The following is a 25,322-nucleotide window of genomic DNA, read 5'->3' as shown; positions in this document are numbered from 1 at the left end:
AATTCAGCCCTGCCATGCAAGAACAAGCGATCGTGGTCGATTCGCGACATGCGCCAGCAGTGAGCACGAATCTAGCCAGACGGGGTTTGTTACTCTAGCATCCACAACAATAAGGGGAGCTAATCTATGACATTGCACTTAGCGACCGGAGACCCGGCGCCGCGCTTTACTCAGCGTACACTTTCCAACCCGCGTTATGTCTTCGACGTCGCCGCCGGGCGATACATGGTCCTTTACTTCTTCGGCTCCACGGCGAGTCCCAACGTTGCCCAAGCGCTGGAAAAGATCCGCTCGAGACCGGCGACCTTCAACGGAAGCAAGGTTGCTTTCTTCGGCGTAACCGTCGATCCGAAGGACGAAACTCATCAGCGCATTGCCGATCAGAAGCCCGGCATCAAGTTCTTTCTCGACTTCGATTTGAGCGTCAGCAAGCTCTACGGCGCAGTCAGCGCCGACGCGCAGCAAGGCGGCGTCGGCGTGAGCTACCGTCAGGTGTGCGTGGTTCTGGATCCGACGATGCGAGTGCGCGCGACCTTCGTGCCCGGCAAGGAAGCAACCGGCATAGACGAATTGATCGCCTATCTCGAAGCACTGCCGCCGGTGGAGCGGTCGAGCGGTCTGGAAATGCAGGCCCCGGTCATCGTACTGCCCGATGTCTTTGAGGCCGACCTCTGCCACGAGCTGATCAGCCTCTACGAACGGCATGGCGGCCAAGAGTCCGGCTTCATGCGCGAGATCAACGGAAAAACCGTACTCGTCTCGGACCACAATCACAAGCGCCGCAGAGATCACACGATTGAGGACGATGCGCTGATGGCCGAATTGCGCGGACGGTTCATCCGGCGCGTCATTCCCGAAATCAAGAAGGTCCATCAATTCGAAGCCACGCGAATGGAGCGATACATCGTCTCCTGCTACGATGCCGATGAAGAGGCTCACTTCAGGCCGCATCGTGACAACACCACGAAAGGCACCGCGCATCGGCGCTTTGCGGTTTCGGTCAATCTCAACAATGTTTCGACGGCGGCGAGGTCAGTTTTCCCGAATATGGCAACCGAACCTACAAGGCCCCTCCGGGCGGCGCGGTCGTCTTTTCCTGCTCGCTCCTGCATGCCGTATCGAAGGTCACCCGTGGCCGCCGCTATGCGTTCCTGCCCTTCCTCTATGATGAGGCTGCCGCCAAAGTGAGAGAGGAAAACAGCACCAACATCGAAGATGGCACCAACGCTACGGCGTGACCCGCGGCGAAATCCGCCGAACGACAACAAAGGGGAGTGCAAGCCGTCCGTCTTGACGAGGCGGCGGGTCATTCGGTACCTGCGCTCGTGGATTTATCGAATGCCTGCCATAGCTTATGTGTCAGGAGGCGTCTGATGGCTGAGGTCTTGCTATTTCATCACGCACAGGGATTGACCGCTGGCGTGCACGCCTTCGCTGAGCAATTGCGGCACGTCGGGCATATTGTTCATGCGCCGGACTTGTTCGACGGACAGACCTTCCAAAGCATCGACGAAGGGCTTTCCTACATCAACGACATCGGGTTCGAGGAAATGCGCGAGCGCGGCGTCCGCCTGGCGGAGGAACTGCCCTCCCGGCTGGTCTATGCCGGCTTTTCCTTCGGCGTGCTGCCGGCACAGAAGCTCGCACAGACGCGATCCGGGGCGCGGGGAGCGTTGCTCTTCTATTCCTGCCTGCCCATCAGTGGCGAGTGGTCCTTCGGACCATGGCCGGAGGGCGTCCCAGTTCAGATTCACGGGATGGACGCCGACCCGATCTTTGCCGGCGAAGGCGATATCGATGCGGCCCGCCAGATCGTCGCAACAGTCAAGGATGCCTCGCTCTTTCTATACCCCGGCGACCAGCATTACTTTGCCGACAGTTCGCTGCCCTCCTACGATGCCGACGCCACCGCATTGCTGACGCAGCGGGTGCTTTCGTTCCTGGAGCGCCTGTAAAGCACGCGGCTGCCGAGGCAAACGCACGGTATGGGAAAAATCCGCCGTTCAGCAGCTATGAGCGTGTTTTTCTTCAACCAATTAAATAAGTGACATTTTTTACAAATGCGCTCAATTAGCGAAGCCCCAGCGAGATAAGAGATTGGCCCGGTCGACGTAGCTGCCTTCCCCCTGAGGGTCGACCTTGGTCTCAGGTTTGCCGCGACCAAGGTGCCAGACCGCTCACTCCTTGGTCGCAAAGACCGCGGGACCTTGTTCTCTACAAGGATCGCGCGAGCGATGCTGAAATACGGGCAACGTTTCAAAAAAACCTCGTTGCTGAGCGGAGGGCCACCGCCTTCCGAGCGGTTTGCTGCGTCCAAATCCGGAGAGCAGAAATGGCTACGTTCAAGTTCAACGTTCAGGACACGATATTCAGCACAGCACGGACCGGAAGCCCGGAAAGTACGCGCCGGGACGAAGGTCCGCCATCCCCTCAGGTGGCGAGCATAGGAGCCTATTTCACCCCGCTCCTCCTCGAGGCAACACTCTGCATTCTCGCGATAGCGACGTTGATGGTGTGGTCAACGCCCGCCGAAGCGCATGTCAAATGGTTCACATCATTTGACATAGCGACACCCGCCCGGCCAATTTCAGAAACGCTTTCAAGCCCCTGGTTCTGGCTTGCCGTCGGCATCGCAGTCCCACTTTTCGCACTGACTGCGGCTCTTGAACGGACCGTCATCGGCACCAGAATTCTGATCCTGATGGACAGCGTGTCGGAACCGCTGTGGAATCGGGCCGACGACTTTGTTCGCGCCATAACCGGAGGATTTTTTGTCGCCATCTTCGTCATTGGTGGCGTCTACCTCACCCCTGATCTGCCAACGCCTTCGGAGTGGGTTTCATGGAGCCAGCTGGTCATTGCAGCCGGTCTCTTTTCTCGCCGAACAATGTGGGTTTCTGCGATCGGTGTACTCGGGCTCTGGATTGCCGCGCTTCACCAGTATCAGATTTTTCATCTTCTCGATTATGTCGTGCTCGGGTTGGGCGTTGCCGGCTATCTCGTATTGTTTTCGCTCAACGGGTCCTGGTGGCACAAACAGCGCTTCAACGTTCTACGCTGGGCGATCGCCATTACACTAATGCGCTCAAGCTTTGAGAAATTCGCCTATCCGGAATGGTTCCAGCCGCTGGCGCAGCAAAGGCCGTTCCTGACCTTCGGGATGCCGACCGAAGTATTTCTGCCAATGGCCGGTGTCGTCGAATTCACCCTTGGTCTTGGCTTGCTGTGGACACCGCTTATCCGGCGCTCTTCGGCGATCGCTTTGCTGATCATCTTCAGTGCGGCGGTTGTGCCGTTCGGAAGGCTGGACCTGGTAGGGCACAGCCTGATCATCATGATGCTGGTGATCGCGACCGTCGACCCGACGCGCGATACGCAGGTCGCACCGGCATTCAAAAGGGCGATTGTCGGTGTTCCCGCCGGCTTTGTAGCGGCCCTGGCAATCTTGGCACCGACCTATTGGAGCCTGCACATGGCGCTCTATGGTCACTAGGCCAAAAGCGGGTCGGCACGCTCCGGCATCCCCCTTACCAGGTGAAAAGACCGGCGAAAGTTTCCCATCGCCGGCCGCAGTAGAGAGAGAGGTTCGGGCAGTCTTTTTCTTCTAGTCCTCGTTTGCCGCAAGCTGCGACAGAACCTCGCCGCGTCCACGCAAGCGCAGGATCAGCGGAATGATGAAAGCCGCCGCAGCGACGATCAGCAGGCCGGCCGCGATCGGCGACATCACCAGCGTCGTCACGTCTCCCTGGCTGATCGCAAGCGCACGACGCAATTGCTGTTCAGCCAGCGGGCCAAGGATCAGGCCGACGACCGCAGGCGCGATTGGATAGCCGAAGAGCCGCATGATGTAGCCGAGGACGCCGAAGCCGAGCAGCATGCCGAGTTCGAAGACCGACGGGTTGGCGCCAATCGTGCCGAGCGTCGCAAACAACAGGATGCCGGCATAGAGCCACGGCTTCGGGATCGTCAGCAGCCGCACCCAGAGACCGATCAGCGGCAGGTTGAGCACCAAGAGCATCGCATTGGCGATCAGCAGGCTGGCGATCAGGCCCCAGACGATCTGCGGGTTGTTCGCAAACAACAGCGGACCGGGCTGCAGGCCATACTGCTGGAAGCCGGCAAGCATGATCGCCGCCGTCGCCGTCGTCGGCAGGCCGAGCGTCAACAGCGGCACCAGCGTACCGGCGGCCGACGCATTGTTGGCGGCCTCCGGACCAGCAACACCTTCGATCGCACCGTGGCCAAACTCCTCGGGGTTCTTCGCCAAACGCTTTTCCGTGGCATAGGACAGAAACGTCCCGATCTCGGCACCGCCTGCCGGCATCGCGCCGATTGGGAAGCCGATCAGCGTGCCGCGCAGCCACGCCTTCCACGAGCGACCCCAATCTTGCGCTGTCATCCACAGCGAGCCTTTGACCGCCTCGACCTTCTCCTCGCCGCGATTGCCTTGAGCAGCGATGTAGAGGGTTTCACCGATCGCAAACATCGCGACCGCAAGCGTCGTCACCTCGACGCCGTCGAGCAGATCGGGAATGCCGAACGAAAGGCGCGCCTGCCCGGTCTGCTGGTCGATGCCGACCATCGCAAGGGCAAAGCCGATGAAGAGCGAGGTCAGACCGCGCAGTGCCGAATCCCCGAAGGCCGAGGAGACGGTGACGAAGGCGAGGACCATGAGGGCAAAATATTCGCGCGGCCCGAAGACCAGAGCGAGTTTGACGATATAGGGGGCGATAAAGGCCAGGCCGAGTGTTGCGATCAGGCCGGCGACGAAAGAACCGATCGCCGCGGTCGCGAGCGCCGGTCCGCCGCGACCCGCCCGGGCCATCTTGTTGCCCTCCAAAGCCGTCACGATCGAGGCGCTTTCGCCGGGCGTATTGAGAAGGATCGAGGTCGTCGATCCGCCATACATGCCGCCGTAGTAGATGCCGGCAAACATGATCAGCGAGCCGGCCGGATCGAGCTTGTAGGTAACCGGAAGAAGAAGGGCGACGGTCAGGGCCGGGCCAATCCCCGGCAGCACGCCGACCGCAGTGCCGAGCGTCACGCCGACCAGCGCATAAAGCAGGTTCATCGGCTGCATGGCGACCAGGATGCCCTGGAAGAGGAATTCGAAGGTGCTCATCGCATCCAATCCTAGAAGAAGATGTGTTCGAACGGCCCGGCAGGCAGGGTGAGCTGCAGGAGCTTCGCGAAGATCACCCAGACGACGAAGCTGAAGGCAATGCCGGCGGGGATCGAAAGCCAGAGCTTGCGACGGCCGAAGCCGGCGGCGGTGAACGCAAATAGAATGCCGGTCGCGATCGAAAAGCCTGCTGTCTTCAGAAGCAGCATCTGCGCGGCGAGGCCAGCGACGACCCATACGACGGGTGCGATTTCCTGATGTTCGCGCTCCGGAAATTCGCCGCGCCAGGCTTCGAAGATCGTCCAGATGCCGAGGCCGATCAGCCCGAAGGCCACGACCTTGGGCGCCGTTGCCGGGCCGATGCGGGCATATTGCGCGATCGCCTTCATATGGAAGGCATCCCAGAGCATGACGGCAGCGACCGCGAAAAGACAGATGGCAATAATCAGCGCCGCCCAATCGGGGCGGCGCTTCGTTGCCAAGGGTTCGTTACCCCTGCTCATTGAACGAGTCCGATCTCTTTGAGGATGCCTTCGGTGGCCGAAACATCCTTGTCGAGCTGCGCCTTGAAGGCGTCGCCAGCAAGGTAGGTATCAGCCCAACCCTTGGTCTTCAGGATCTCCTGCCAGCTGGCGGACTTCGAAAGCTTGTCGAAATCGGCCGTAATCGCCGCCGTCTGCTCAGCCGAAAGGCCGGGAGCAGCGGCAACCATGCGCCAGTTCTGCACCGCCACGTCGAGGCCGGATTCCTTCAGGGTCGGAGCGTCGACGCCGTCTAGACGCTGCTCGCCGGACACGGCCAGAAGCCGCAACTGTCCGGCCTTTACCTGCGATTCGAATTCGCCGTAGCCGGAAATGCCAGCCGTGACCTGGCCGCCGAGAATCGCGGCAAGCGCTTCGCCGCCGCCGGAGAAGGCGACATAGTTGATCTTCGTCGGATCAACGCCGGCGGCCTTGGCGATCAGGCCGACCGCGATATGGTCGGTACCGCCCGCCGAACCGCCGCCCCAGGAAACCGAGCCCGGATCCTGCTTCAGCTTGGCAACGAGATCGGCCATGGTCTTGATGTCAGACGCAGCCGGAACGACGATCGCTTCATACTCACCCGTCAGGCGGGCGATCGGCGTAACGTCCTTGAGCGTCACCGGCGACTGATTGGTCAGGATCGCTCCGACCATGACGTAGCCGCCGACGATCAGCGCGTTTGCATTGCCGTTATTCTGGCCGGTGAACTGCGCCAGACCAATGGTGCCGCCGGCGCCCGGAACGTTCTGAACCTGAACATTGCCAGAAATGCCTTCCTTCTGCATGACCGTTTGCAGCGAGCGGGCCGTCTGGTCCCAACCGCCGCCGGGAGCGGCCGGCGCCATGATGGTGTAGTCAGCCGCATAAGCCGGCAGCGCGATCGCAGCCGCGAAAATAGTTGCAAGAAGAGTATGCTTCACAAGTGTGTCCTCCGTGGGCACGGCTGAGAAACCGCGCATTGTTCTCGATAGAATCAGGAAGGACACCGCAGACGGACTCCGAGGTCCGATACGCTGGCAAGTTCCTCCCGAAACTTCATCTCTCCGCCTCCACGGAGCTGAAGTTCTGCAAAGCGGACCACAACAAGCTGTCATTTAGCTGACATTGCTCAGGTATCCACCCTGCAAAGACACTTTTTTGCCGCAATCTTTGCCGGACGCGAAAAAGATAAAACTTCAGAACCGATGGAACCCGAGTGCCATTCCAGCGTTAAGGGCGCTGAGGAGGATTGCCCCATGAGTTCTCACGTCGATACCAGTCACATCGAAAATGAGGGCTTACGCCAGGTGTGGAGTGTGCACGATTTCGCACGCCGACACCGGCTGGATAAGGAGGAGGAAAAACGTCTCCTCGCGCTCTTCGGATCCTTCGCGACGAAGCAGGAATTGCTGGCCAACGCTCAGCGGCCCTGCTCTTTCCGCTAACTCAATGCGCAGCTCCTATTGTGTGCGCAGCACTTCGTTCCAGTGCGCGATCAGTCGCGCACGCTTGACCTGATCCAGATACACCATCAGCCCAGGGCTGACGGGCACCGGACGGAGTTGCGCACCAAGAAGTTCCTGCATGGTATTGGCCGTATTCTCGCCGGCGACTTCCGGGCTGACGGCCGGAATCTGCAGCTCGCGCGCCATGATAGTCTGCCCCTCCTTCGACATGAAGAAGGAGAGGTAGCGCCGTCCGAGTTCCGGCTCGCCCGCCGCCTGCGGCACGAGGCCGATGCGCGACATCACGACGGTATAATCCTTCGGCAGCACGATCCCGACATCCGGATGACGCTTGGCCCAATCGGCGGCGTAGGAACCAAGAATATTGTAGCCGAGAACGAAGCGACCATCCGACACGCGCTCCAGAATGGCCGAACTCGTCGAATACAGCTTGACGCCCGCGGCCCCCATAGCGCCGATGACCGACCAGATATCTCCGAACTGCTCCTGGTCGCGGGCCATGAACAGAAAGCCGACACCGGAACGCTCGATATCATAGGTGCCGATCCGCCCATGGATCGCATCGCCCTTGCGCTTGAGGTAATCAACGAACTCGGCGCGCGAACTCGGCGGCGGCTCCGTCGCGAAGCTCGGCTTGTGATAGACGAATACCGCCGGCTCGAAGGTCAGCGCATAGGCGGTGTTGCGCCAGTTTGCCCATTTCGGCCAGCGCGCGCTCATCGGCAGGTTGCTCACCTGCGCATAGCCGTCGTTGGAAAGCTTCACCTGCAGGTCCATCGCCGAGGAGAAGGCGAAATCGGCGGTGCGTTTGCCGGCATCCGTCTCGCGCACGATGCGGTCGTAGATTTCCCCGGTCAGCATGTCCTCATACTTGACCGCGACATCCGGATTGGCCTCTTGAAATCCGCGGATCATCGGCTGCGCAAGCGGCTCGTCGAGCGAGGAATAGACGACCAGCGTCGGAGCCGCAGCATTGCCGGACCGCGCCGAATAGAACACCTCGTCGGCCAGCGCCAAGCCCGGACAAAGCAACAGGCACGCAAGTAAGAACAGTCTCCTCATACCCCTAAGATGCATGACCGCGAAGGGCGACACAAGGCACCCGCCAATTGCGTAGCCGATCGATCCTCGTCCGGTGGCTCAAAACACGCTAGAATTCTGTGGGTTCGACCGGAGAGCACCTTGGAACGACGTTTGACCGCCATTCTTGCCGCCGATGTGGTTGGCTACAGCAGGCTGATGGGCATCGACGAGACCGGGACGCTTGCCGCGGTCAACCGTCACCGTAGGGAACTGATCGAACCTGCTCTCGCCGGGCATGGAGGTCGGCTGGTCAAATTGATCGGCGATGGTCTGCTGGCGGAATTCTCCAGCGTCGTCAACGCCGTGGCATGCGCCGTCGACATTCAGCGCGGAATGCAGCAGCGCAATATCGGGGTGGAGCAGGAGCAGCGGATCCAGCTTCGGATCGGCATCAATCTCGGTGATGTCATCGTCGAGGATGGCGACATTTTCGGCGACGGCGTGAACATCGCCGCGCGGCTCGAAGGCATTGCTGCGCCGGGCGGCATCGCCGTATCCGCCTCGGTGAACGATCAGATCGGTTCGAAGCTCGATCTGCGCTTCGAGGACATGGGCCATCAGACACTGAAGAATATCCGTCAGGCGGTGCGCGTCTATGCCGTGCTGTTCGACCAGCCAACCGAGCGCCCGGCGCCAGCGACCAGCGTCGGCCGATCGAACAGACAATCGATCCTTGTCTTGCCGTTCACCAACATGAGCGACGATCCCGACCAGGAATATTTCTCGGATGGCCTGACCGAGGACATCATCACTGATCTCTCGAAAATCTCCGACCTCGAAGTCACACCGCGCAATACGACCTTCACCTACAAGGGCCAGCAGGTGAAAATCGGCCAGATCGCACGGGAATTGTCGGTGCGCTATGTGCTGCAGGGCAGCGTTCGCAAGGTGGGTGCGCGCGTCAGGATCAGCGCTCAGATGATTGATGCCGGAAACGAGAACCATCTATGGGCCGATCGCTACGACCGGGATCTGAACGACATTTTCGCGATCCAGGATGAGATCGCCCACGCCATTGTCCACCAGCTGAAGATCAAGCTCCACCCTGAGGAAAGGCGAGCCATCGAAAGCGACCCGACGACCAGTGCCGAGGCCTATACCTACTACCTGCGCGGCCGCAGGTTCGCGCGGACGATGACCTTGCCCTATCTCAACCTGGCGAGACGCATGTTCGCAAAGGCGGTGGAACTCGACCCGTCTTACGCCCGCGCCTATGCTGGCATCGCCGATTGCGATTCCGCCCTGCATATCTGGTACGCCGCACAGCTGCCGATCAACGACATCCTGGCGATGAGCGCCAAGGCGCTGGCGCTCGACCCCAATCTCGCCGAGGCCCATGCCGCCCGTGCGATGGCGTTCCACCATGACGGACAGGACGCGGAAGCGCTGGGCTACTTCGAAAGCGCCCTCGCCCTCGATCCCGACCTCTTCGAATCGAACTTCTACTTCGCCCACAGCCTCTTCCGGCGGGGCGCCTTCGAGCAAGCCACCGTCTATTTCGAGCGCGCGGCAGCACTTTACGAAAACGACTACGTGTCCCCAATTCTGTTGACAGCAGCCTACCGCTCCCTCGGCCAGCCGGACACGGAGCGACGATGGGCCGAAGAGACCGTCCGGCGCTGCAACCGGGCGGCCGAGCAAAGCCCCGACAGCTCATCGCCGGTTGGCCGTGCGGGGCTGGCATACGCCCATCTCGGCGACCGCCAGCAAGCCCTGTCATGGACGGAACGCGCCCTCGCGCTCGACCCGAGCGACGCGATCACGCGCTACAATGCCGCCTGCGTCTACGCCATCCTCGGAGATACCGAGCGGGCGATCGACCTCCTGGAGCAGCTGCGACCGAGCAGCTCGTTCTACCAGCTCGAATGGTTCGCCAACGATTCCGACCTCGACAATATCAGGTCCGATCCGCGGTTTCAGGAGCTGCTCGCGGACATCGCCGCGCAGAGATAAATGCGGCGCGCGGGCGGTGACAGCCTCTCGGCCACCCTGTATCCTTTTCAAAAACAAAGGGAACATTCGTGCGCATTCTACTGGTGGAGGACAATATCGCGCTGGCCGACGGGCTTTCGGCCATTCTGCGCGGCACCGGCCACGCCGTCGATGTCGTGCATGACGGCGCCTCCGCCAATGCCGTGACGGCAGCCGAGAATTTCGATCTCGTCGTGCTCGACCTGAACCTGCCAGAGATGGACGGCCTTGAGGTGCTGCGTGCCATGCGCGCCCGGCAGAACCAGTCGGCAGTCCTGATCCTGACGGCGCGCGGCACACCGGAAGAGCGCGTCAAGGGCCTTGATCTCGGCGCCGACGACTACCTCATCAAGCCCTTCGATATCTCCGAGTTCGAAGCCCGCGTCCGCGTCCTCCTGCGCCGCCAGGCCGGGCTCCATTCAGCAACGGTCAGTTTCGGCGGTCTTTCGCTCGATCTCAATTCACGCGCCTTTTTCTCCGGTTCGACGCCGCTTGACATTCCCGCCCGCGAGCTGGGCCTGCTCGAAATTCTCTTCATGCGTGCCGGCAAGGTGGTCGCCAAGGAAGCGATCATCCAGTCGCTGACCGCCTTCGACGACGACATTTCCGCGAACGCCATCGAGCAATATGTCAGCCGCCTCAGGAAGCGACTGTCGCCATACGGCCTGACGGTGAAGACGGCGCGCGGCATCGGTTACTATCTCGACAAACTGCCCGAGGCCTCATGACGACGGCCTATTCGCTCCGACGAAGACTGCTGTTCTGGCTGCTGATCTCGACCGCCATCATCGGCATGGTCGCCCTTGTCGACACCTACCGAGAGGCCGTGCAGACCTCAAATATCGTCTCGGACCGCGTGCTGGCAGGCTCGGCGCTCGCCATCGCCGAACGCGTGGTCGTGGCGGAAGATGGCACGCTCGAGGTCGATATCCCCTATGTGGCGCTGGAGATGCTGACCTCGGCGGCGCAGGACCGGGTCTTCTACCGCGTCGACGGGCCACCCGGAAAATTCATCACCGGTTACCAGGCTCTCCCGGTGCTTGCCAAAACTGTGGGCGACACCGCCGCCTTTGCCGATGACACTTTTCGCGGCGAGCCGATCCGGGTGGCGACGCTGAAGCGCTCCGCCTCGACGGGCATCCGCTCCGTCCCCTTCGCAGTGACCGTTGCGGAGACGACGATTGCCCGCCGCCAGCTGGCCCGCGCCATCCTCTTCCGCTCGGCGCTTCGCCTCTCCTTCATGATCGCAGGTGCAGCTGTGATCGTCTGGATCTCCGTCACCGTTGCGCTTCGCCCGCTCTACAAGCTGCGCGACGCGATCGGCGAGCGCAGCCCCGACGACCTGCATCCGATCGAGCAGTCCGTGCCGAGCGAGGTCCAGCCCCTGGTCGATACCGTCAACGGCTTCATGGTGCGCCTGCAATCGGCGCTCGATGCACTCAGGAACTTCACCGGCAACGCCAGTCACCAGCTGCGCACGCCGCTCGCGATTATCCGCACCCAGCTCGCCCTCTCGGCCCGATCAGGCACCTTGGCGGAAGCGCAGGGCTCGGCCTTGAAGGGCGACCAGGCCGTCGCCCACGCCGAGCGTATTCTTGCTCAGTTGCTGCTGATGGCGAAGATCGATGCGGCAACGGCAAAGGAAGCGCTGACCGCCTCTGCGATCGACCTGACGGCCATTGCCCAGGAGATAACCGGCGAATTGATCCCGACGGCCGCCGAGGCAGGTATCGACCTCGGCTTCGAAGGCGACCGCCCTGCTCTCGTCCGCGCCGAGCCACTGCTGATCGGCGAACTGCTGCGCAACCTCGCGGGAAATGCCATCGCCTATGCCGGCACGGGTGCCGAGGTGACCGTCCGGATATCCGAGACCGACGATGCCGTGCGCCTGGAAGTCGAGGACAACGGCCCCGGCATTCCCATAGAGAAGCTCGCGGCCGTCCGGCAGCGCTTCTCGCGCGGCAGCAACTCCGGCGCACCGGGCGCCGGGCTTGGGCTGCCGATCGTCGAGGAGATCGCCGGCCTCTTCAATGCAGCGCTGGCGCTCGAGCCCGGCTGCGGCGGCAGAGGCCTCAAGGCCTCGGTGACGTTTGCAAAGGCAGCGTAAAGCCTTAGCCGGCTTGGGCGTTCCGCCTTGCATTCTTTCGCTGCATTGCACACACTGCTTTTGGGAACAGCAAATGCCGCACAACGATGCGGCGCCGGACAAGGCGAAATATGTCGATCAAGGCCAGCATCTATCACCTGACGCATTACAAATACGACAAGCCGGTCCGCCTCGGGCCCCAGATCATCCGCCTCAAGCCCGCGTCGCATTCCAAGACGCGGGTGATCAGCCATTCGCTGAAGGTCTCGCCGGCGAACCATTTCGTGAACCTGCAGCAGGACCCCTACGGCAATTATCTGGCCCGCTACGTCTTCCCCGACCCGGTGACCGAGTTCAAGATCGAGGTCGATCTCGTCGCCGACATGACGGTCTACAACCCCTTCGATTTCTTCATCGAGGAGAGCGCCGAGATGTGGCCCTTCTCCTATCCGGAGGAGATCAGGGACGACCTGAAGATCTACATGCAGCCGCAGCCGGTGGAGCCGGCGCTGGCAGCCTATCTCGCCGGCATCGACCGCACGCCGATGCGCACCACCGATTTCATCGTCGGCCTCAATGCCCGGCTGAAGAACGACGTCGAATATGTCATCCGCATGGAGCCCGGCGTGCAGTCGCCGGAGGAGACGCTGAAGCTGGCGCTCGGCTCCTGCCGCGATAGTAGCTGGCTCTTGGTCGAGATCCTCCGCAATCTCGGCTTCGCCGCCCGCTTCGTCTCCGGCTATCTCATCCAGCTGACACCGGATCTGAAGGCGCTCGACGGCCCCTCCGGCACCGAGGTCGATTTCACCGACCTGCACGCCTGGGCGGAAGTCTATATCCCCGGCGCCGGCTGGATCGGCCTCGACCCGACCTCGGGCCTCTTGACCGGCGAAAGCCACATCCCGCTTGCCGCAACCCCGCACTATAGCAACGCCGCCCCGATATCAGGCGCGCTCTATGGCCACGCCAACACCGAATTCGATTTTGACATGAAGGTCACGCGCGTAGCCGAACATCCGCGCATCACCAAGCCCTTTTCCGACGACAGCTGGGAGGAGCTCAACGCGCTTGGTGCCAAGGTCGATAGCATCCTGCAGGCGGGGGATGTTCGCCTCACCATGGGCGGCGAGCCGACCTTCGTTTCCATCGACGACTTCGAATCCGAGGAGTGGAACACTGCCGCCGTCGGCCCGACGAAGCGCGAGAAGGCAGATGTCCTGATCCGCAAGCTGCGCGAGCGCTTCGCGCCCGGCGGCTTCCTGCACTACGGCCAGGGCAAGTGGTATCCGGGCGAAAGCCTGCCGCGCTGGACCTTCTCGCTCTACTGGCGCAAGGACGGCAAGTCGATCTGGCATAACCCGGACCTCATCGCCGGCGAGGGCAAGGACACCGGCGTAAAGGCAGATGACGCCGCCAACCTTTTGAATACCATCGCAAGAGAGCTGGCGATCGAGACCGGGATGGTGCTGCCCGCCTACGAGGATCCAGCCGAATGGATCATCAAGGAAGGCAGCCTGCCTGAAAACGTCGATCCCTCCAATTCCAAGCTGAAGGATCCGGAAGAGCGCAGCCGCATCGCCCGCGTCTTCGAGCGCGGCCTGACGGTACCGACCGGCTACATCCTGCCGGTGCAGGCCTGGAACGCGCGCGCATCGGGCAGGCGCTGGGTCAGCGAGAAATGGAAGACCCGTCGCGGCAAGATCTTCCTCGTGCCCGGCGACAGCCCTGTCGGCTATCGCCTGCCGCTCGGCACGCTGCCCTACGTGCCACCGGCGCGCTTCCCCTACATCCACCCCGCCGACCCCTCCATCCCCCGCGCGCCGCTGCCCGATGTCTTCGTGCCCTCGGGCCGCGCCATGCCGGAGGCCTCGCGCCATAGCGAAGAGGCCGGCCAGAGCCGCGTCGAGCAGACGCTGGGCGAGATCGGCGGCGCCGTGCGCACCGCGATCTCGGTCGAGCCGCGCGACGGCCGCCTTTGCGTCTTCATGCCGCCGGTCGAGCGCATCGAGGATTATCTCGAGCTGATCGCGGCGGCCGAAAATGCCGCCGCCGAGCTCGGCCTGCCCGTCCATATCGAAGGCTACTCGCCGCCGCAGGACGAGCGCATCAACGTCATCCGCGTCGCCCCCGACCCCGGCGTCATCGAGGTCAACATCCACCCGGCCTCCAATTGGCAGGACTGCGTGGCGATCACCAGCACCGTCTATGAGGAGGCCCGCCAGTCGCGCCTCGGCGCCGACAAGTTCATGATCGACGGCCGCCACACTGGCACCGGCGGCGGCAATCATGTGGTGGTCGGCGGCGCCAATCCCGGCGACAGCCCGTTCCTGCGCCGTCCTGACCTGTTGAAGAGCCTGGTGCTGCACTGGCAGCGCCACCCCTCGCTCTCCTACATGTTCTCGGGCATGTTCATCGGCCCGACCAGCCAGGCCCCGCGCATCGACGAGGCCCGCCACGACAGCCTCTACGAGCTGGAAACCGCGCTCGCCCAGATCCCCGCGCCCGGCCGCGGACCCACACCCTTGCCGTGGATCACCGACCGCCTGTTCCGCAACCAGCTGATCGACGTCACCGGCAACACCCACCGCGCCGAGATCTGCATCGACAAGCTGTTTTCGCCCGACGGCCCGACCGGCCGCCTCGGCCTTGTCGAGTTCCGCGGCTTCGAGATGCCGCCGAACGCGCGCATGTCGCTCGCCCAGCAGCTTCTGGTCCGCGCCCTCATCGCCCGCTTCTGGCAGAACCCCGCCGATGGCCGCTTCGTGCGCTGGGGCACCACGCTGCACGACCGCTTCATGCTGCCGCACTTCGTCTGGCAGGATTTTCGGGACGTGCTCGCCGATCTCAAACAGAACGGCTTCGATCTCAGCCCGGAATGGTTCAAGGCGCAGCTCGAATTCCGCTTCCCCTTCTGCGGCGAGGTCGAATACGAGGGCTCGAAGCTGGAGCTGCGCCAGGCGCTGGAGCCCTGGAACGTCATGGGCGAGGAAGGCGCGATCGGCGGCACCGTGCGCTATGTCGACAGCTCCGTCGAGCGTCTGCAGGTCAGGCTCGAGACCAGCAATGCGGCCCGCTACACCGTCACCTGCAACGACCGCACCGTGCCGCTGACGCCGACGGGCACATCAGGCGTCTCGGTCGCCGGCGTTCGCTTCAAGGCATGGCAGCCGGCGTCGGGATTGCACCCGCTTCTGCCCGTCAACACGCCGCTCACCTTCGACATTTATGATACATGGTCCAAGCGTTCGATCGGCGGCTGCATCTATCATGTTGCCCATCCGGGCGGGCGTAACTATGACACCTTCCCGGTCAATGGTAACGAAGCCGAAGCAAGGCGTCTGGCGCGATTCGAGCCGTGGGGGCATACAGCGGGCGGCTATATTCCGCCGGTCGAAAACGCCTCGCCGGAGTTCCCGCTGACGCTGGATCTGAGGCGACCGGCGGGCATCTAGACTTTAGGGCGACATGGGCAAAAAACCGACGGCAGAACTGAGGGAAGAGCCAGCGATCCGCACCGGAAACGATGCGGTGCTCGACTATGCCCCGCTGCCTGGCGTTGCCGACGAAATGGTCGATAGCGACGGCGCCATCCGGCCCGTCTGGCAGCGCTTCTTCGCGCATTTGAGCGGCATGCCCGAGAAGGATCTGACCGAGCGCTTCGCGCGCGCCGATCGCTATCTGCGCGATGCCGGCGTGTTCTATCGCGCCTATGGCAGCACCGGCAGCGCCGAGCGCTCCTGGCCGCTGTCGCATGTGCCTGTGCTGATCGATGCCAGGGAATGGGAAGCGGTGTCGGCTGGTCTGGTGCAGCGCGCCGATCTGCTCGAGGCGATCGTTGCCGACATCTACGGTGAAAACCGGCTGGTCGCCGATGGCGTCCTGCCGCCGGCGCTGATCGCGGCCAATCCTGAGTACCAGCGTCCGCTCGTCGGCGTTACCCCGGCCGGCGGACACTACCTGCATTTCTGCGCCTTCGAGATCGGCCGCGGCCCTGACGGCAACTGGTGGGTGCTCGCCGACCGCACCCAGGCGCCGTCGGGCGCCGGTTTTGCGCTTGAGAACCGCGTTGCAACGACCCGCGCATTCTCCGACATCTATGCGGAGACGCCGGTTCATCGACTGGCCTCCTTCTTCGGCGCCTTCCGCGACGCGCTGCAGGGCATGAAGCACAGCGGCGACGACCGCATCGCCGTCCTGACCCCCGGCCCCGCCAACGAAACCTACTACGAACACGCCTACATCGCCCGCTATCTCGGCTTCATGCTGCTGGAAGGCGAGGACCTGACCGTCGTCAACGGCAAGGTAATGGTGCGCACCGTCTCGGGTCTGAAGCCGATCACTGTGCTCTGGCGCCGTCTGGACTCGGCCTATGCCGACCCGCTCGAACTGAACCAGAACTCGCATATCGGCACGCCCGGTCTTGTCGAGGCGCTACGCGCCGAAAGCGTGACGATCGTCAACGCGCTTGGCAGCGGCATCATCGAAACTCGCGCGCTTCTCGCCTTCATGCCGACGATCTGTCGCCGGCTCTTCGGCGAGGAACTGAAGCTCCCCTCGATCGCGACCTGGTGGTGCGGCCAGAAGGGCGAGCGCGAGCATGTGGCCGAGAACATCGAGAAAATGGTCATCGGCCCGGCCTATTCACGCGCCCCCTTTTTCGACGACAGCGGCGAATCCGTGCTTGGCTCCAGCCTGCGCGCCACCGCCAAGGATTCGATCGGCGACTGGCTGAACTCCGACGGCGCAAAGCTCGTCGGCCAGGAGGTCGTGACACTCTCGACGACGCCGGCCTGGATCGGCGGCAAACTGACGCCGCGACCGATGTCGCTGCGCGTCTTTGCCGCCCGCACCGCCAATGGCTGGCAGATCATGCCCGGCGGCTTTGCCCGCATCGGTGGCAGCGACGATGTATCAGCGATCGCCATGCAATCGGGTGGTGCGGCCGCCGACGTCTGGATCGTCAGCGACAAGCCGGTGGAACGCCATACACTGTTACCGGCCGAGGGCAGCTTCACCCGCAACATGCCGGGCAGCCTGCCGAGCCGCGCGGCCGACAACCTGTTCTGGCTCGGACGCTACATCGAGCGTGCGGAAGGGGCTCTGCGCATCCTGCGCGCCTGGCACGCCCGCTTCGCCGAAGCTGCCGATCCGAGCCAGCCGCTGCTGGCCGACGTGTCGGCCTATCTTGCAGCCGTCGACATCGATACGGAAGATGCCGTCCCAGAAAATCTCCTGCGCAACATCGACAGCGCCGTCTATTCCGCCAGCAACATCCGCGACCGCTTCTCGCCGGACGGCTGGCTGGCGCTGACCGATCTGGCCAAGACCGCGCGGCGCTTCCACGAGACCATCCTGCCCGGCGACGACGCCAGCCATGCCATGACCGTGCTCTTGCGTAAGCTCGCCGGTTTCGCGGGCCTTGTGCACGAAAACATGTATCGCTTCACCGGCTGGCGCTTTCTCTCGCTTGGTCGCCATATCGAACGTGGCCTGCACATGACGCGCCTGCTCGGCCACATGTCGGGCCCGGACGCCCCCGACGGCGCGCTCGACATGCTGCTCGAGATCGGCGACAGCGTCATGACCCATCGCCGCCGCTACAACGTCAACACCGCGCGCCTGACGGTCACCGATCTCTTGGCGCTCGATCCGCTCAATCCGCGCTCGATCCTCTTCCAGATGAACGAGATCCACCGCGAAGTGGAGCAACTGCCGAACGCCCTCGTCAACGGCCAGATGTCACCCTTCTATCGCGAGGCGATGCGGCTGCACTCCGGCCTTGCCGTGATGACGCCGGAGACGATGAGCGTCGATGTCTATCGTCGCTTAGAGCGCGAGCTGGAACAGCTGTCCGACCTTCTTGCCCACACATATCTCGGGTGACCCTGGTGCTCTACGATCTCTCGCTGCACATGGGTTACATCTACGACACGCCGGCTTCTGGCGCGCGTCACATCATGCGGCTGATGCCGCTATCGCTGCCAAACCGCCAGCGGCTGATCGCCGGTTCGATCAAGGTCTTACCGACACCCGACGAGCAAGCGCATTTCACCGATTTTTTCGAGCATCCGGCAACCTCCTTCCTAGTGAGGGCGCCACACGAAAAGCTCGACATTCGCATGCAGGCCCGTGTGCAGGTGGAGAGCCATTCGATCACGGCTGATTTTTCTCCCCTGCTTGCGGAGCTTCCGGATGAGATCGCAGGGGTCTGGTCGTTGAAACCCGACGCGCCGCACCACTTCCTCGGCAACAGCCCGCGCCTGTTGGAAACCCGCGCCATCTCGGACTATGCGAAGGTCCGTGCCGAGTCGTCATTGACCGTGCTGCAGATCGCCACCGCGCTCTGCACGCAGATCTATCGCGACTTCACCTACGATGCCGAGGCGACGACGGTAGACACCACTCCGCTCGAAGCCTTCCAGTTGAAAAGCGGCGTCTGCCAGGACTTCGTGCACGTAATGATCCTTGCGCTGCGCAGCCTCGGCATTCCGGCAGGCTATGTCTCCGGCTTCCTGCGCACCATCCCGCCGCCCGGCAAGGAACGGCTGGAGGGCGCCGACGCCATGCATGCCTGGGTCAGGGTCTGGTGCGGCGAAACGATCGGCTGGGTCGAACTCGACCCGACCAACAACATCCCGGCCGGCACCGACCACATCGTCGTTGCCTATGGCCGCGACTATTCGGACGTGGCCCCGGTCATTGGCGTGCTGAAGAGCTACGGTGGGCAGCGCGCCGTGCAGGCGGTGGATGTCGTTCCGCTGAGTTGACACACGCCATAAGCGCACACATTGACTCGAAAGATCGCTCAGAAAGCGCATTTCACCCAAGCGGCGCGCAAGAAAGCGACATTCCGTTAAAATCCTAACGACTTGATAAAGGTGAACTCAAGAATTGCCAGGCATGAATGAGGCATTATTGGGGCACTAACTCAGGTGAACATGATGAGCACCTTTCAAGGACTGAAGTCGAGCCTGTCTCGGCTACAGAAAGATCGCAGTGGCAACTTCGGAATGGTGACCGCCATCGTCGTCCCGGTTCTGATCGGGACCGCCGGCGTCGCAATCGACTTTTCCAACATGGTCCTGCAGCAGCGCCAGCTTCAGGAGGCTTCCGATGCGGCCGCGCTTGCAGCGGCCACGGCGCTTGCAAAAGGTACGGTCGCTGATGGCGCCGCGGCCGAAGCTTTGGCGAAAGATTTCGTCGTCGGTCAGATGGCGAACTATATGAGTAGTACCGACGCGGCCTCCCTGAAAAACTCAACAACGGCTTCTGTCACGACGACCACAACGGCCACCAGCAAAAGCTATAAGGTCAAGGTCGATGCTGCATATGCGATGAGTTTGACTCCGCTAATGAATGTGCTTGGCAAGAAGACGGTCAACATCGCGACCTCCAGTTCAACGAGCAGCGGCACGAGCGAAGTAAAGAGCGCTTTGTCTATGACCCTTGCCCTCGACGAGTCAGGTTCGATGTTGGCTGACACGACGACCAAGCTGAACAACAACAAGTGCGACCACTACAATACCAGCGGCACCAAGACCGGCAGTTACAGTCCGTGTTACGTCAAGAAGATTGATGCCTTGAAGACGGCTGCGAATTTGCTTCTGGATCAGTTGGATAAAGCCGATCCCACCTCCAAGTATGCGCGCACGAACGCAATTGGCTGGAGCAGCAAAATTCAAGTATCAAGCAAGTTTGCCTGGGGCACCTCTCAAACGAGAAGCAGCGTAATTAACGTCTTGTCGGCGGGTGGCGGCACGGAATCGGCTGCGCCTATGAAAGCGGCGCTTGACGGGCTGACAACCACCGGCTCCACGTCAGAAACGCAGATTCAACAGCAAGCCGGAAACGAAAAGCTTACAAAATATATTGTATTAATGACTGACGGTGAAAACAACGCTTCGTCGTCCGATACCAAAACCTTGGAATACTGCACCGACGCGAAGCAAAAGGGCATCAAAATCTACTCGGTGGCCTTCATGGCGCCCACCGCCGGAAAGAACCTCCTCCTCAGTTGCGCGAGCGGTGCCGGCTACTACTTCCAGGCGGAAAGCATGACCGACCTGCTGGGAGCGTTCACGGCGATCGGCTCGGAAGCTGCCTCGGACAAGGTGCTGGTCACCCAATAGACGGCAAGCTATCACCCTCAAACGAAAAGCCGCTCCGGAACAAACCGGAGCGGCTTTTCGTTTGCCTGCGAAATCGCGCGCATGAAAATCGGAAAACCGATTGAAATCAAGTTCTTTCCGCTGCCGGGCGGCGCGCTTGGCCAATTTTTTCGTTTGGGTAATTCCTTTGTTGCAACTGCGTAGTAACGATGCATAAACTGCGTCTTTAGTGCGCGGTAAACCGATTGAAATTGGCATAACGTACTGAAACCGAACCGAAATTGGCGAGGACTAACGATGAATACCGTTTCGAAGCCGACGATCCCCTCCCCCGCGCCCCGCAGTTCCAAACCGGAAATTCTCGCCGAAGAAATCATTGAACGCCTGACCTACCGCATCGGCAAGGACGCGAAGGTCGCCAAGCCGCATGACTGGCTGACCGCCACCATTCTCGTCATCCGCGACCGCATCATCGACAAGTGGATGGAATCGACCCGCAAGGTCTATTCGACCGGCGACAAGCGCGTTTACTACCTGTCCCTCGAATTCCTCATCGGCCGCCTGATGCGCGATGCGGTCTCGAACCTCGGCCTGATGGAGCAGGTTCGCGATGCACTGACCTCGCTCGGTGTCGATGTTTCCGTCATTGCCGGCCTCGAGCCGGATGCTGCGCTCGGCAATGGCGGCCTTGGCCGTCTCGCCGCCTGTTTCATGGAAAGCATGGCGACCGTCGATGTACCGGCCTATGGCTACGGCATCCGTTATGTGCACGGCCTCTTCCGCCAGCAGCTTGCCGACGGCTGGCAGGTAGAGTTGCCGGAAAGCTGGTTGGCGCACGGCAACCCTTGGGAGTTCGAGCGCCGGGAAAGCGCTTACGAAATCGGCTTCGGCGGTACGGTCGATGTCGTCAACAACCCCGAGGGCGAGCCGCGCTATGTCTGGAAACCGGCCGAGCGCGTCATCGCCGCCGCCTTTGACACCCCTGTCGTCGGCTGGCGCGGCAAGCGCGTCAACACGCTGCGCCTCTGGTCGGCCCAGCCGATCGACCCGATCTTGCTCGATGCCTTCAACGCCGGTGACCACATCGGCGCGCTGCGCGAAAGCAACAAGGCCGAAAGCCTGACGCGCGTTCTCTACCCGGCTGATGCGACACCCGCCGGCCAGGAGTTGCGTCTGCGCCAGGAGTTCTTCTTCTCCTCCGCCTCGCTGCAGGACATTTTGCGCCGTCACCTGCAGCAGTACGATGATTTCACCTCGCTGCCGGACAAGGTGGCGATCCACCTGAACGATACGCATCCCGCCGTCTCGGTCGCCGAACTGATGCGCCTGCTGTGCGATGTTCACGGCCTCGACTTCGACCAGGCCTGGGATATCACCCGTGGCACGATTGGATACACCAACCACACGCTCCTACCAGAAGCCTTGGAAAGCTGGCCAATCCCGCTCTTCGAGCGCCTGCTGCCGCGCCACATGCAGATCATCTACGCGATCAACGCGAAGGTCCTCGTCGAAGCGCGCAAGACCAAGACATTCTCGGAGACGGAAATCCGCTCGATTTCCCTGATCGAGGAAAGTGGCGAGCGCCGCGTCCGCATGGGCAATCTCGCCTTCGTCGGCGCCCATTCGATCAACGGCGTTTCGGCTCTCCACACCGATCTGATGAAGGTCACGGTGTTTGCCGATCTGCACAAGCTCTATCCCGACCGCATCAACAACAAGACGAACGGCATCACGCCGCGCCGCTGGTTGCAGCAGTGCAATCCCGGCCTGACCTCGCTGATCCGCGAAACGATCGGCGACGACTTCCTCGACGACGCCGAGAAGCTGAAGCCACTCGACAAGTTCGCAAACGATGCAAGCTTCCAGGAGAAGTTTGCGGCCGTGAAGCGCGCCAACAAGGTGGCATTGTCCAATCTCGTCGCCAGCCGCATGGGCATCAAGCTCGACCCGTCGGCGATGTTCGATATCCAGATCAAGCGCATCCACGAATACAAGCGCCAGCTCCTGAACATCATCGAGGCCGTCGCGCTTTACGACCAGATCCGCTCGCACCCCGAGCTGGACTGGGTTCCGCGCGTCAAGCTTTTCGCCGGCAAGGCGGCGCCGAGCTACCACAACGCCAAGCTGATCATCAAACTGATCAATGACGTGGCCCGCACGATCAACAATGACCCGGCCGTCCGCGGCCTGCTGAAAGTGGTCTTCGTCCCGAACTACAACGTCTCGCTCGCCGAGGTGATGGTGCCCGCCGCCGACCTTTCCGAGCAGATCTCGACCGCCGGCATGGAAGCCTCCGGTACCGGCAACATGAAGTTTGGCCTCAACGGCGCTCTGACGATCGGAACGCTCGATGGCGCCAACGTCGAAATGCGCGATCACGTCGGCGAGGACAACATCATCATCTTCGGCCTGCGTGCCGACGAGGTCGCCGCCGCCCGTGCCGATGGCCACAATCCCCGCGCCATCATCGAGGCGTCGCGCGAGCTATCGCAGGCGCTCCAAGCCATCAGCTCCGGCGTGTTCTCGCATGACGATCGAAACCGGTACTCCGCGTTGATCGAAGGCATCTATGCCCATGACTGGTTCATGGTGGCCGCCGATTTCGATGCTTACGCCCAAGCCCAGCGCGAAGTCGACCAACTCTGGACCGATCCGTCCACCTGGAGTTCGAAGGCGATCTGCAACACGGCCCGTATGGGCTGGTTCTCGTCCGACCGCACGATCCGTCAATACGCCAAGGAAATCTGGAGAGCCGGATGAAAACGCCGAAAGCCACCCCTGAAGTCAGACTTCCCTGGGAGATTTCGGCAGACGAGATAGCGGCAATCCTCGCAGGGTCGCATTCCAATCCATTCGCGGTTCTGGGCGTCCACAAATCAGGCGACGTCTATGTGGCCCGCTGCTTCATTCCGGGCGCCGAAGAGGTGACGGCGATGACGCTCGACGGCAGCGTCATCGGCGAACTGAAGCTACAACATCCTGACGGCTTTTTTGCCGGTGCGGTCTCGGTGACGAAGCAGCGGCCGGTGCGCTACCGGGCACGGCGCGGCGATGCCGAATGGGCGGTCACCGACCCCTACAGCTTCGGGCCGGTTCTCGGGCCGATGGATGACTACTACGCGCGCCAGGGCTCCCACCTTCGGCTCTTCGACAAGATGGGCGCACACTGGATCAACCACGAAGGCGCACAGGGTATTCATTTCGCCGTCTGGGCGCCGAACGCCCAGCGCGTCTCAGTGGTCGGCGATTTCAACGGCTGGGACGGCCGCCGTCACGTCATGCGGTTCCGCTCCGGCGCCGGCATCTGGGAGATCTTTGCGCCCGATGTCCCGACCGGCGTTGCCTACAAGTTCGAAATCCGCGGCCAGGACGGCGTCCTCCTGCCGCTAAAGGCCGATCCGTTCGCACGACGCAGCGAGTTGCGCCCGAAGACCGCCTCGGTCGCAGCCCCTGAACTGCTGCAGGAATGGGACGACGAGGCGCACCTGAAGCACTGGGGGACGACCGACAAGCGCCGTCAGCCGATCTCGATCTACGAGGTGCATGCGGGCTCCTGGCAGCGGCGCGACGACGGTTCCTTCCTCTCTTGGGACGAACTTGCCTCTCGCCTGATCCCCTATTGCGTCGACATGGGCTTCACCCACATCGAGTTTCTGCCAATCACTGAACATCCCTATGATCCATCCTGGGGATACCAGACGACCGGGCTCTATGCACCGACCGCCCGCTTCGGCGAGCCCGAGGGTTTCGCCCGCTTCGTTAACGGCTGCCACAAGGTCGGTATCGGCATCATCCTCGATTGGGTACCGGCCCACTTCCCGACCGACGAACACGGCCTCGGCTGGTTCGACGGCACGGCGCTCTATGAGCACGAAGACCCGCGCAAGGGCTTTCATCCCGACTGGAACACGGCGATCTACAATTTCGGCCGCACCGAGGTCGTCTCCTACCTCGTCAACAATGCGCTCTACTGGGCGGAAAAGTTCCATCTCGACGGGCTGCGCGTCGATGCCGTGGCCTCGATGCTCTACCTCGATTATTCCCGCAAGCACGGCGAATGGATACCGAACGAGTACGGCGGCAACGAAAATCTGGAGGCGGTGCGCTTCCTGCAGAACATGAATACCCGCATCTACGCCGAACATCCTGGTGTCATGACCATCGCCGAGGAATCGACCTCCTGGCCGAAGGTCTCGCAGCCGGTACACGAAGGCGGCCTCGGCTTCGGCTTCAAGTGGAACATGGGCTTCATGCACGACACGCTGAGCTACATGAGCCGCGAGCCGATCCATCGCAAGCATCACCACAACGAGCTGACCTTCGGCCTGCTTTATGCCTATTCCGAAAACTTCGTGCTGCCGCTCTCACACGACGAGGTGGTACACGGAAAAGGCTCGCTGATCGCCAAGATGCCCGGCGACGACTGGCAGAAGTTCGCCAATCTGCGGGCCTACTACGCCTTCATGTGGGGCTATCCGGGCAAGAAGCTGCTCTTCATGGGTCAGGAATTCGCGCAGTGGAGCGAATGGAACGAAGCGACGTCACTCGATTGGAACCTGCTGCAATACCGCATGCACGAAGGCATGCGGCGGCTGGTGCGCGACCTGAACTTCAGCTACCGCAGCAAGCCGGCACTGCACGCCCGCGATTGCGAGGGCGACGGCTTCGAGTGGCTGATCGCCGACGATCATGAAAATTCGGTCTTTGCCTGGCTGCGCAAGGCACCGGGGGAGAAGCCGGTTGCCGTCATCTGCAATCTGACGCCGGTTTATCGCGAAAACTATACGGTGCGCCTGCCGATCGAGGGACGGTGGCGCGAAATCCTGAATACCGATGCCGACATTTACGGCGGCAGCGGCAAGGGCAATGGCGGTCGCGTTCAGGCCGTCAACGCCGGCGGCAGCATTGCCGCGTCGGTCACCTTGCCGCCCTTGGCGACGATCATGCTTGAACCTGAGAACTGACGACTGGTGGGAGGATAAA

At 62.0% G+C, this 25,322-nt stretch carries 17 protein-coding genes; 13 read left to right on the top strand and 4 right to left on the bottom strand.

The features are described 5' to 3' along the window. The first annotated feature begins 126 nt into the window (after window positions 1–126). The 3 genes from RGCCGE502_RS25430 (at window position 127) to RGCCGE502_RS25420 (ending at window position 3,493) form a co-directional block, all read left to right on the top strand. On the top strand, window positions 127–1,188 hold the full coding sequence (locus RGCCGE502_RS25430; RefSeq protein ID WP_016557078.1) for a peroxiredoxin family protein: 1,062 nt from the start codon (window positions 127–129) through the stop codon (window positions 1,186–1,188). 185 nt (window positions 1,189–1,373) lie between these two features. Continuing rightward, window positions 1,374–1,955, top strand: coding sequence for a dienelactone hydrolase family protein (locus tag RGCCGE502_RS25425; RefSeq protein ID WP_016557077.1), 582 nt, complete (start codon window positions 1,374–1,376; stop codon window positions 1,953–1,955). Window positions 1,956–2,332: 377 nt separating this feature from the next. Next, on the top strand, window positions 2,333–3,493 hold the full coding sequence (locus tag RGCCGE502_RS25420) for a DoxX family membrane protein (protein ID WP_016557076.1): 1,161 nt from the start codon (window positions 2,333–2,335) through the stop codon (window positions 3,491–3,493). A 111-nt stretch (window positions 3,494–3,604) separates the two neighbouring features. Here RGCCGE502_RS25420 and RGCCGE502_RS25415 read toward each other — a convergent pair whose 3' ends face one another. Genes RGCCGE502_RS25415 through RGCCGE502_RS25405 form a run of 3 tightly spaced genes read right to left on the bottom strand, consistent with a single transcriptional unit; the run spans window position 3,605 to window position 6,566 of the window. Beyond that, on the bottom strand, window positions 3,605–5,122 hold the full coding sequence (locus tag RGCCGE502_RS25415) for a tripartite tricarboxylate transporter permease (RefSeq protein WP_016557075.1): 1,518 nt from the start codon (window positions 5,120–5,122) through the stop codon (window positions 3,605–3,607). An 11-nt stretch (window positions 5,123–5,133) separates the two neighbouring features. Next, window positions 5,134–5,625 carry a tripartite tricarboxylate transporter TctB family protein gene (locus RGCCGE502_RS25410; protein ID WP_016557074.1) on the bottom strand — a complete coding sequence of 164 codons (492 nt, stop codon included), beginning with the start codon at window positions 5,623–5,625 and terminating at the stop codon, window positions 5,134–5,136. Next, window positions 5,622–6,566 (bottom strand): Bug family tripartite tricarboxylate transporter substrate binding protein, encoded by a 945-nt coding sequence (locus tag RGCCGE502_RS25405; RefSeq protein WP_016557073.1) that lies wholly within the window; start codon window positions 6,564–6,566, stop codon window positions 5,622–5,624. The genes RGCCGE502_RS25410 and RGCCGE502_RS25405 overlap by 4 nt, the downstream gene beginning before the upstream one ends. A 315-nt stretch (window positions 6,567–6,881) precedes the next feature. Between RGCCGE502_RS25405 and RGCCGE502_RS25400 the strand changes: the two genes are divergently transcribed. Next, a complete protein-coding gene (locus tag RGCCGE502_RS25400; protein ID WP_016557072.1) occupies window positions 6,882–7,070 on the top strand; it encodes a hypothetical protein in 189 nt (62 codons plus the stop codon). A gap of 15 nt (window positions 7,071–7,085) precedes the next feature. Here RGCCGE502_RS25400 and RGCCGE502_RS25395 read toward each other — a convergent pair whose 3' ends face one another. Continuing rightward, the gene (locus RGCCGE502_RS25395) at window positions 7,086–8,153 is read right to left on the bottom strand and encodes an ABC transporter substrate-binding protein (protein ID WP_051158727.1); all 1,068 of its coding nucleotides are present in this window, start codon (window positions 8,151–8,153) and stop codon (window positions 7,086–7,088) included. Between the two features lie 120 nt (window positions 8,154–8,273). Here RGCCGE502_RS25395 and RGCCGE502_RS25390 point away from each other — a divergent pair, with 120 nt between their 5' ends. The 9 genes from RGCCGE502_RS25390 to glgB all read left to right on the top strand — a co-directional run bounded on the left by RGCCGE502_RS25390 (window position 8,274) and on the right by glgB (window position 25,303). Next, window positions 8,274–10,127, top strand: a complete 1,854-nt coding sequence (locus RGCCGE502_RS25390; RefSeq protein WP_016557070.1) for an adenylate/guanylate cyclase domain-containing protein — start codon at window positions 8,274–8,276, stop codon at window positions 10,125–10,127. 68 nt (window positions 10,128–10,195) lie between these two features. Next, complete coding sequence (locus RGCCGE502_RS25385; protein WP_016557069.1) at window positions 10,196–10,873, top strand: response regulator; 678 nt, start codon at window positions 10,196–10,198, stop codon at window positions 10,871–10,873. After that, complete coding sequence (locus RGCCGE502_RS25380; RefSeq protein WP_016557068.1) at window positions 10,870–12,252, top strand: sensor histidine kinase; 1,383 nt, start codon at window positions 10,870–10,872, stop codon at window positions 12,250–12,252. The genes RGCCGE502_RS25385 and RGCCGE502_RS25380 overlap by 4 nt, the downstream gene beginning before the upstream one ends. A 110-nt stretch (window positions 12,253–12,362) precedes the next feature. Next, window positions 12,363–15,683: a transglutaminase family protein gene (locus RGCCGE502_RS25375; RefSeq protein ID WP_016557067.1), complete on the top strand. Its 3,321-nt coding sequence runs from the start codon at window positions 12,363–12,365 to the stop codon at window positions 15,681–15,683. Window positions 15,684–15,696: 13 nt separating this feature from the next. Beyond that, a complete protein-coding gene (locus RGCCGE502_RS25370; RefSeq protein WP_016557066.1) occupies window positions 15,697–18,114 on the top strand; it encodes a circularly permuted type 2 ATP-grasp protein in 2,418 nt (805 codons plus the stop codon). Beyond that, entirely contained in the window at window positions 18,111–18,998 is an 888-nt protein-coding gene (locus tag RGCCGE502_RS25365) for a transglutaminase family protein (RefSeq protein WP_019280702.1), read from the top strand. Before RGCCGE502_RS25370 ends, RGCCGE502_RS25365 begins: the two co-directional genes overlap by 4 nt. Window positions 18,999–19,172: 174 nt before the next feature. Beyond that, on the top strand, window positions 19,173–20,360 hold the full coding sequence (locus RGCCGE502_RS25360; protein ID WP_019280701.1) for a vWA domain-containing protein: 1,188 nt from the start codon (window positions 19,173–19,175) through the stop codon (window positions 20,358–20,360). A 276-nt stretch (window positions 20,361–20,636) separates the two neighbouring features. Beyond that, the gene (locus RGCCGE502_RS25355) at window positions 20,637–23,099 is read left to right on the top strand and encodes a glycogen/starch/alpha-glucan phosphorylase (protein ID WP_016557063.1); all 2,463 of its coding nucleotides are present in this window, start codon (window positions 20,637–20,639) and stop codon (window positions 23,097–23,099) included. Continuing rightward, the gene (gene glgB, locus RGCCGE502_RS25350; RefSeq protein ID WP_016557062.1) at window positions 23,096–25,303 is read left to right on the top strand and encodes a 1,4-alpha-glucan branching protein GlgB; all 2,208 of its coding nucleotides are present in this window, start codon (window positions 23,096–23,098) and stop codon (window positions 25,301–25,303) included. The genes RGCCGE502_RS25355 and glgB overlap by 4 nt, the downstream gene beginning before the upstream one ends. The last annotated feature ends 19 nt before the right edge of the window (window positions 25,304–25,322 follow it).

The organism is Rhizobium grahamii CCGE 502 (genome assembly GCF_000298315.2).
GTDB classification, from domain to species: Bacteria; Pseudomonadota; Alphaproteobacteria; order Rhizobiales; family Rhizobiaceae; genus Rhizobium; species Rhizobium grahamii.
The sequence above is the reverse complement of the archived record's forward strand: the minus strand, read 5'-3'. Positions and strand labels throughout refer to the sequence as shown.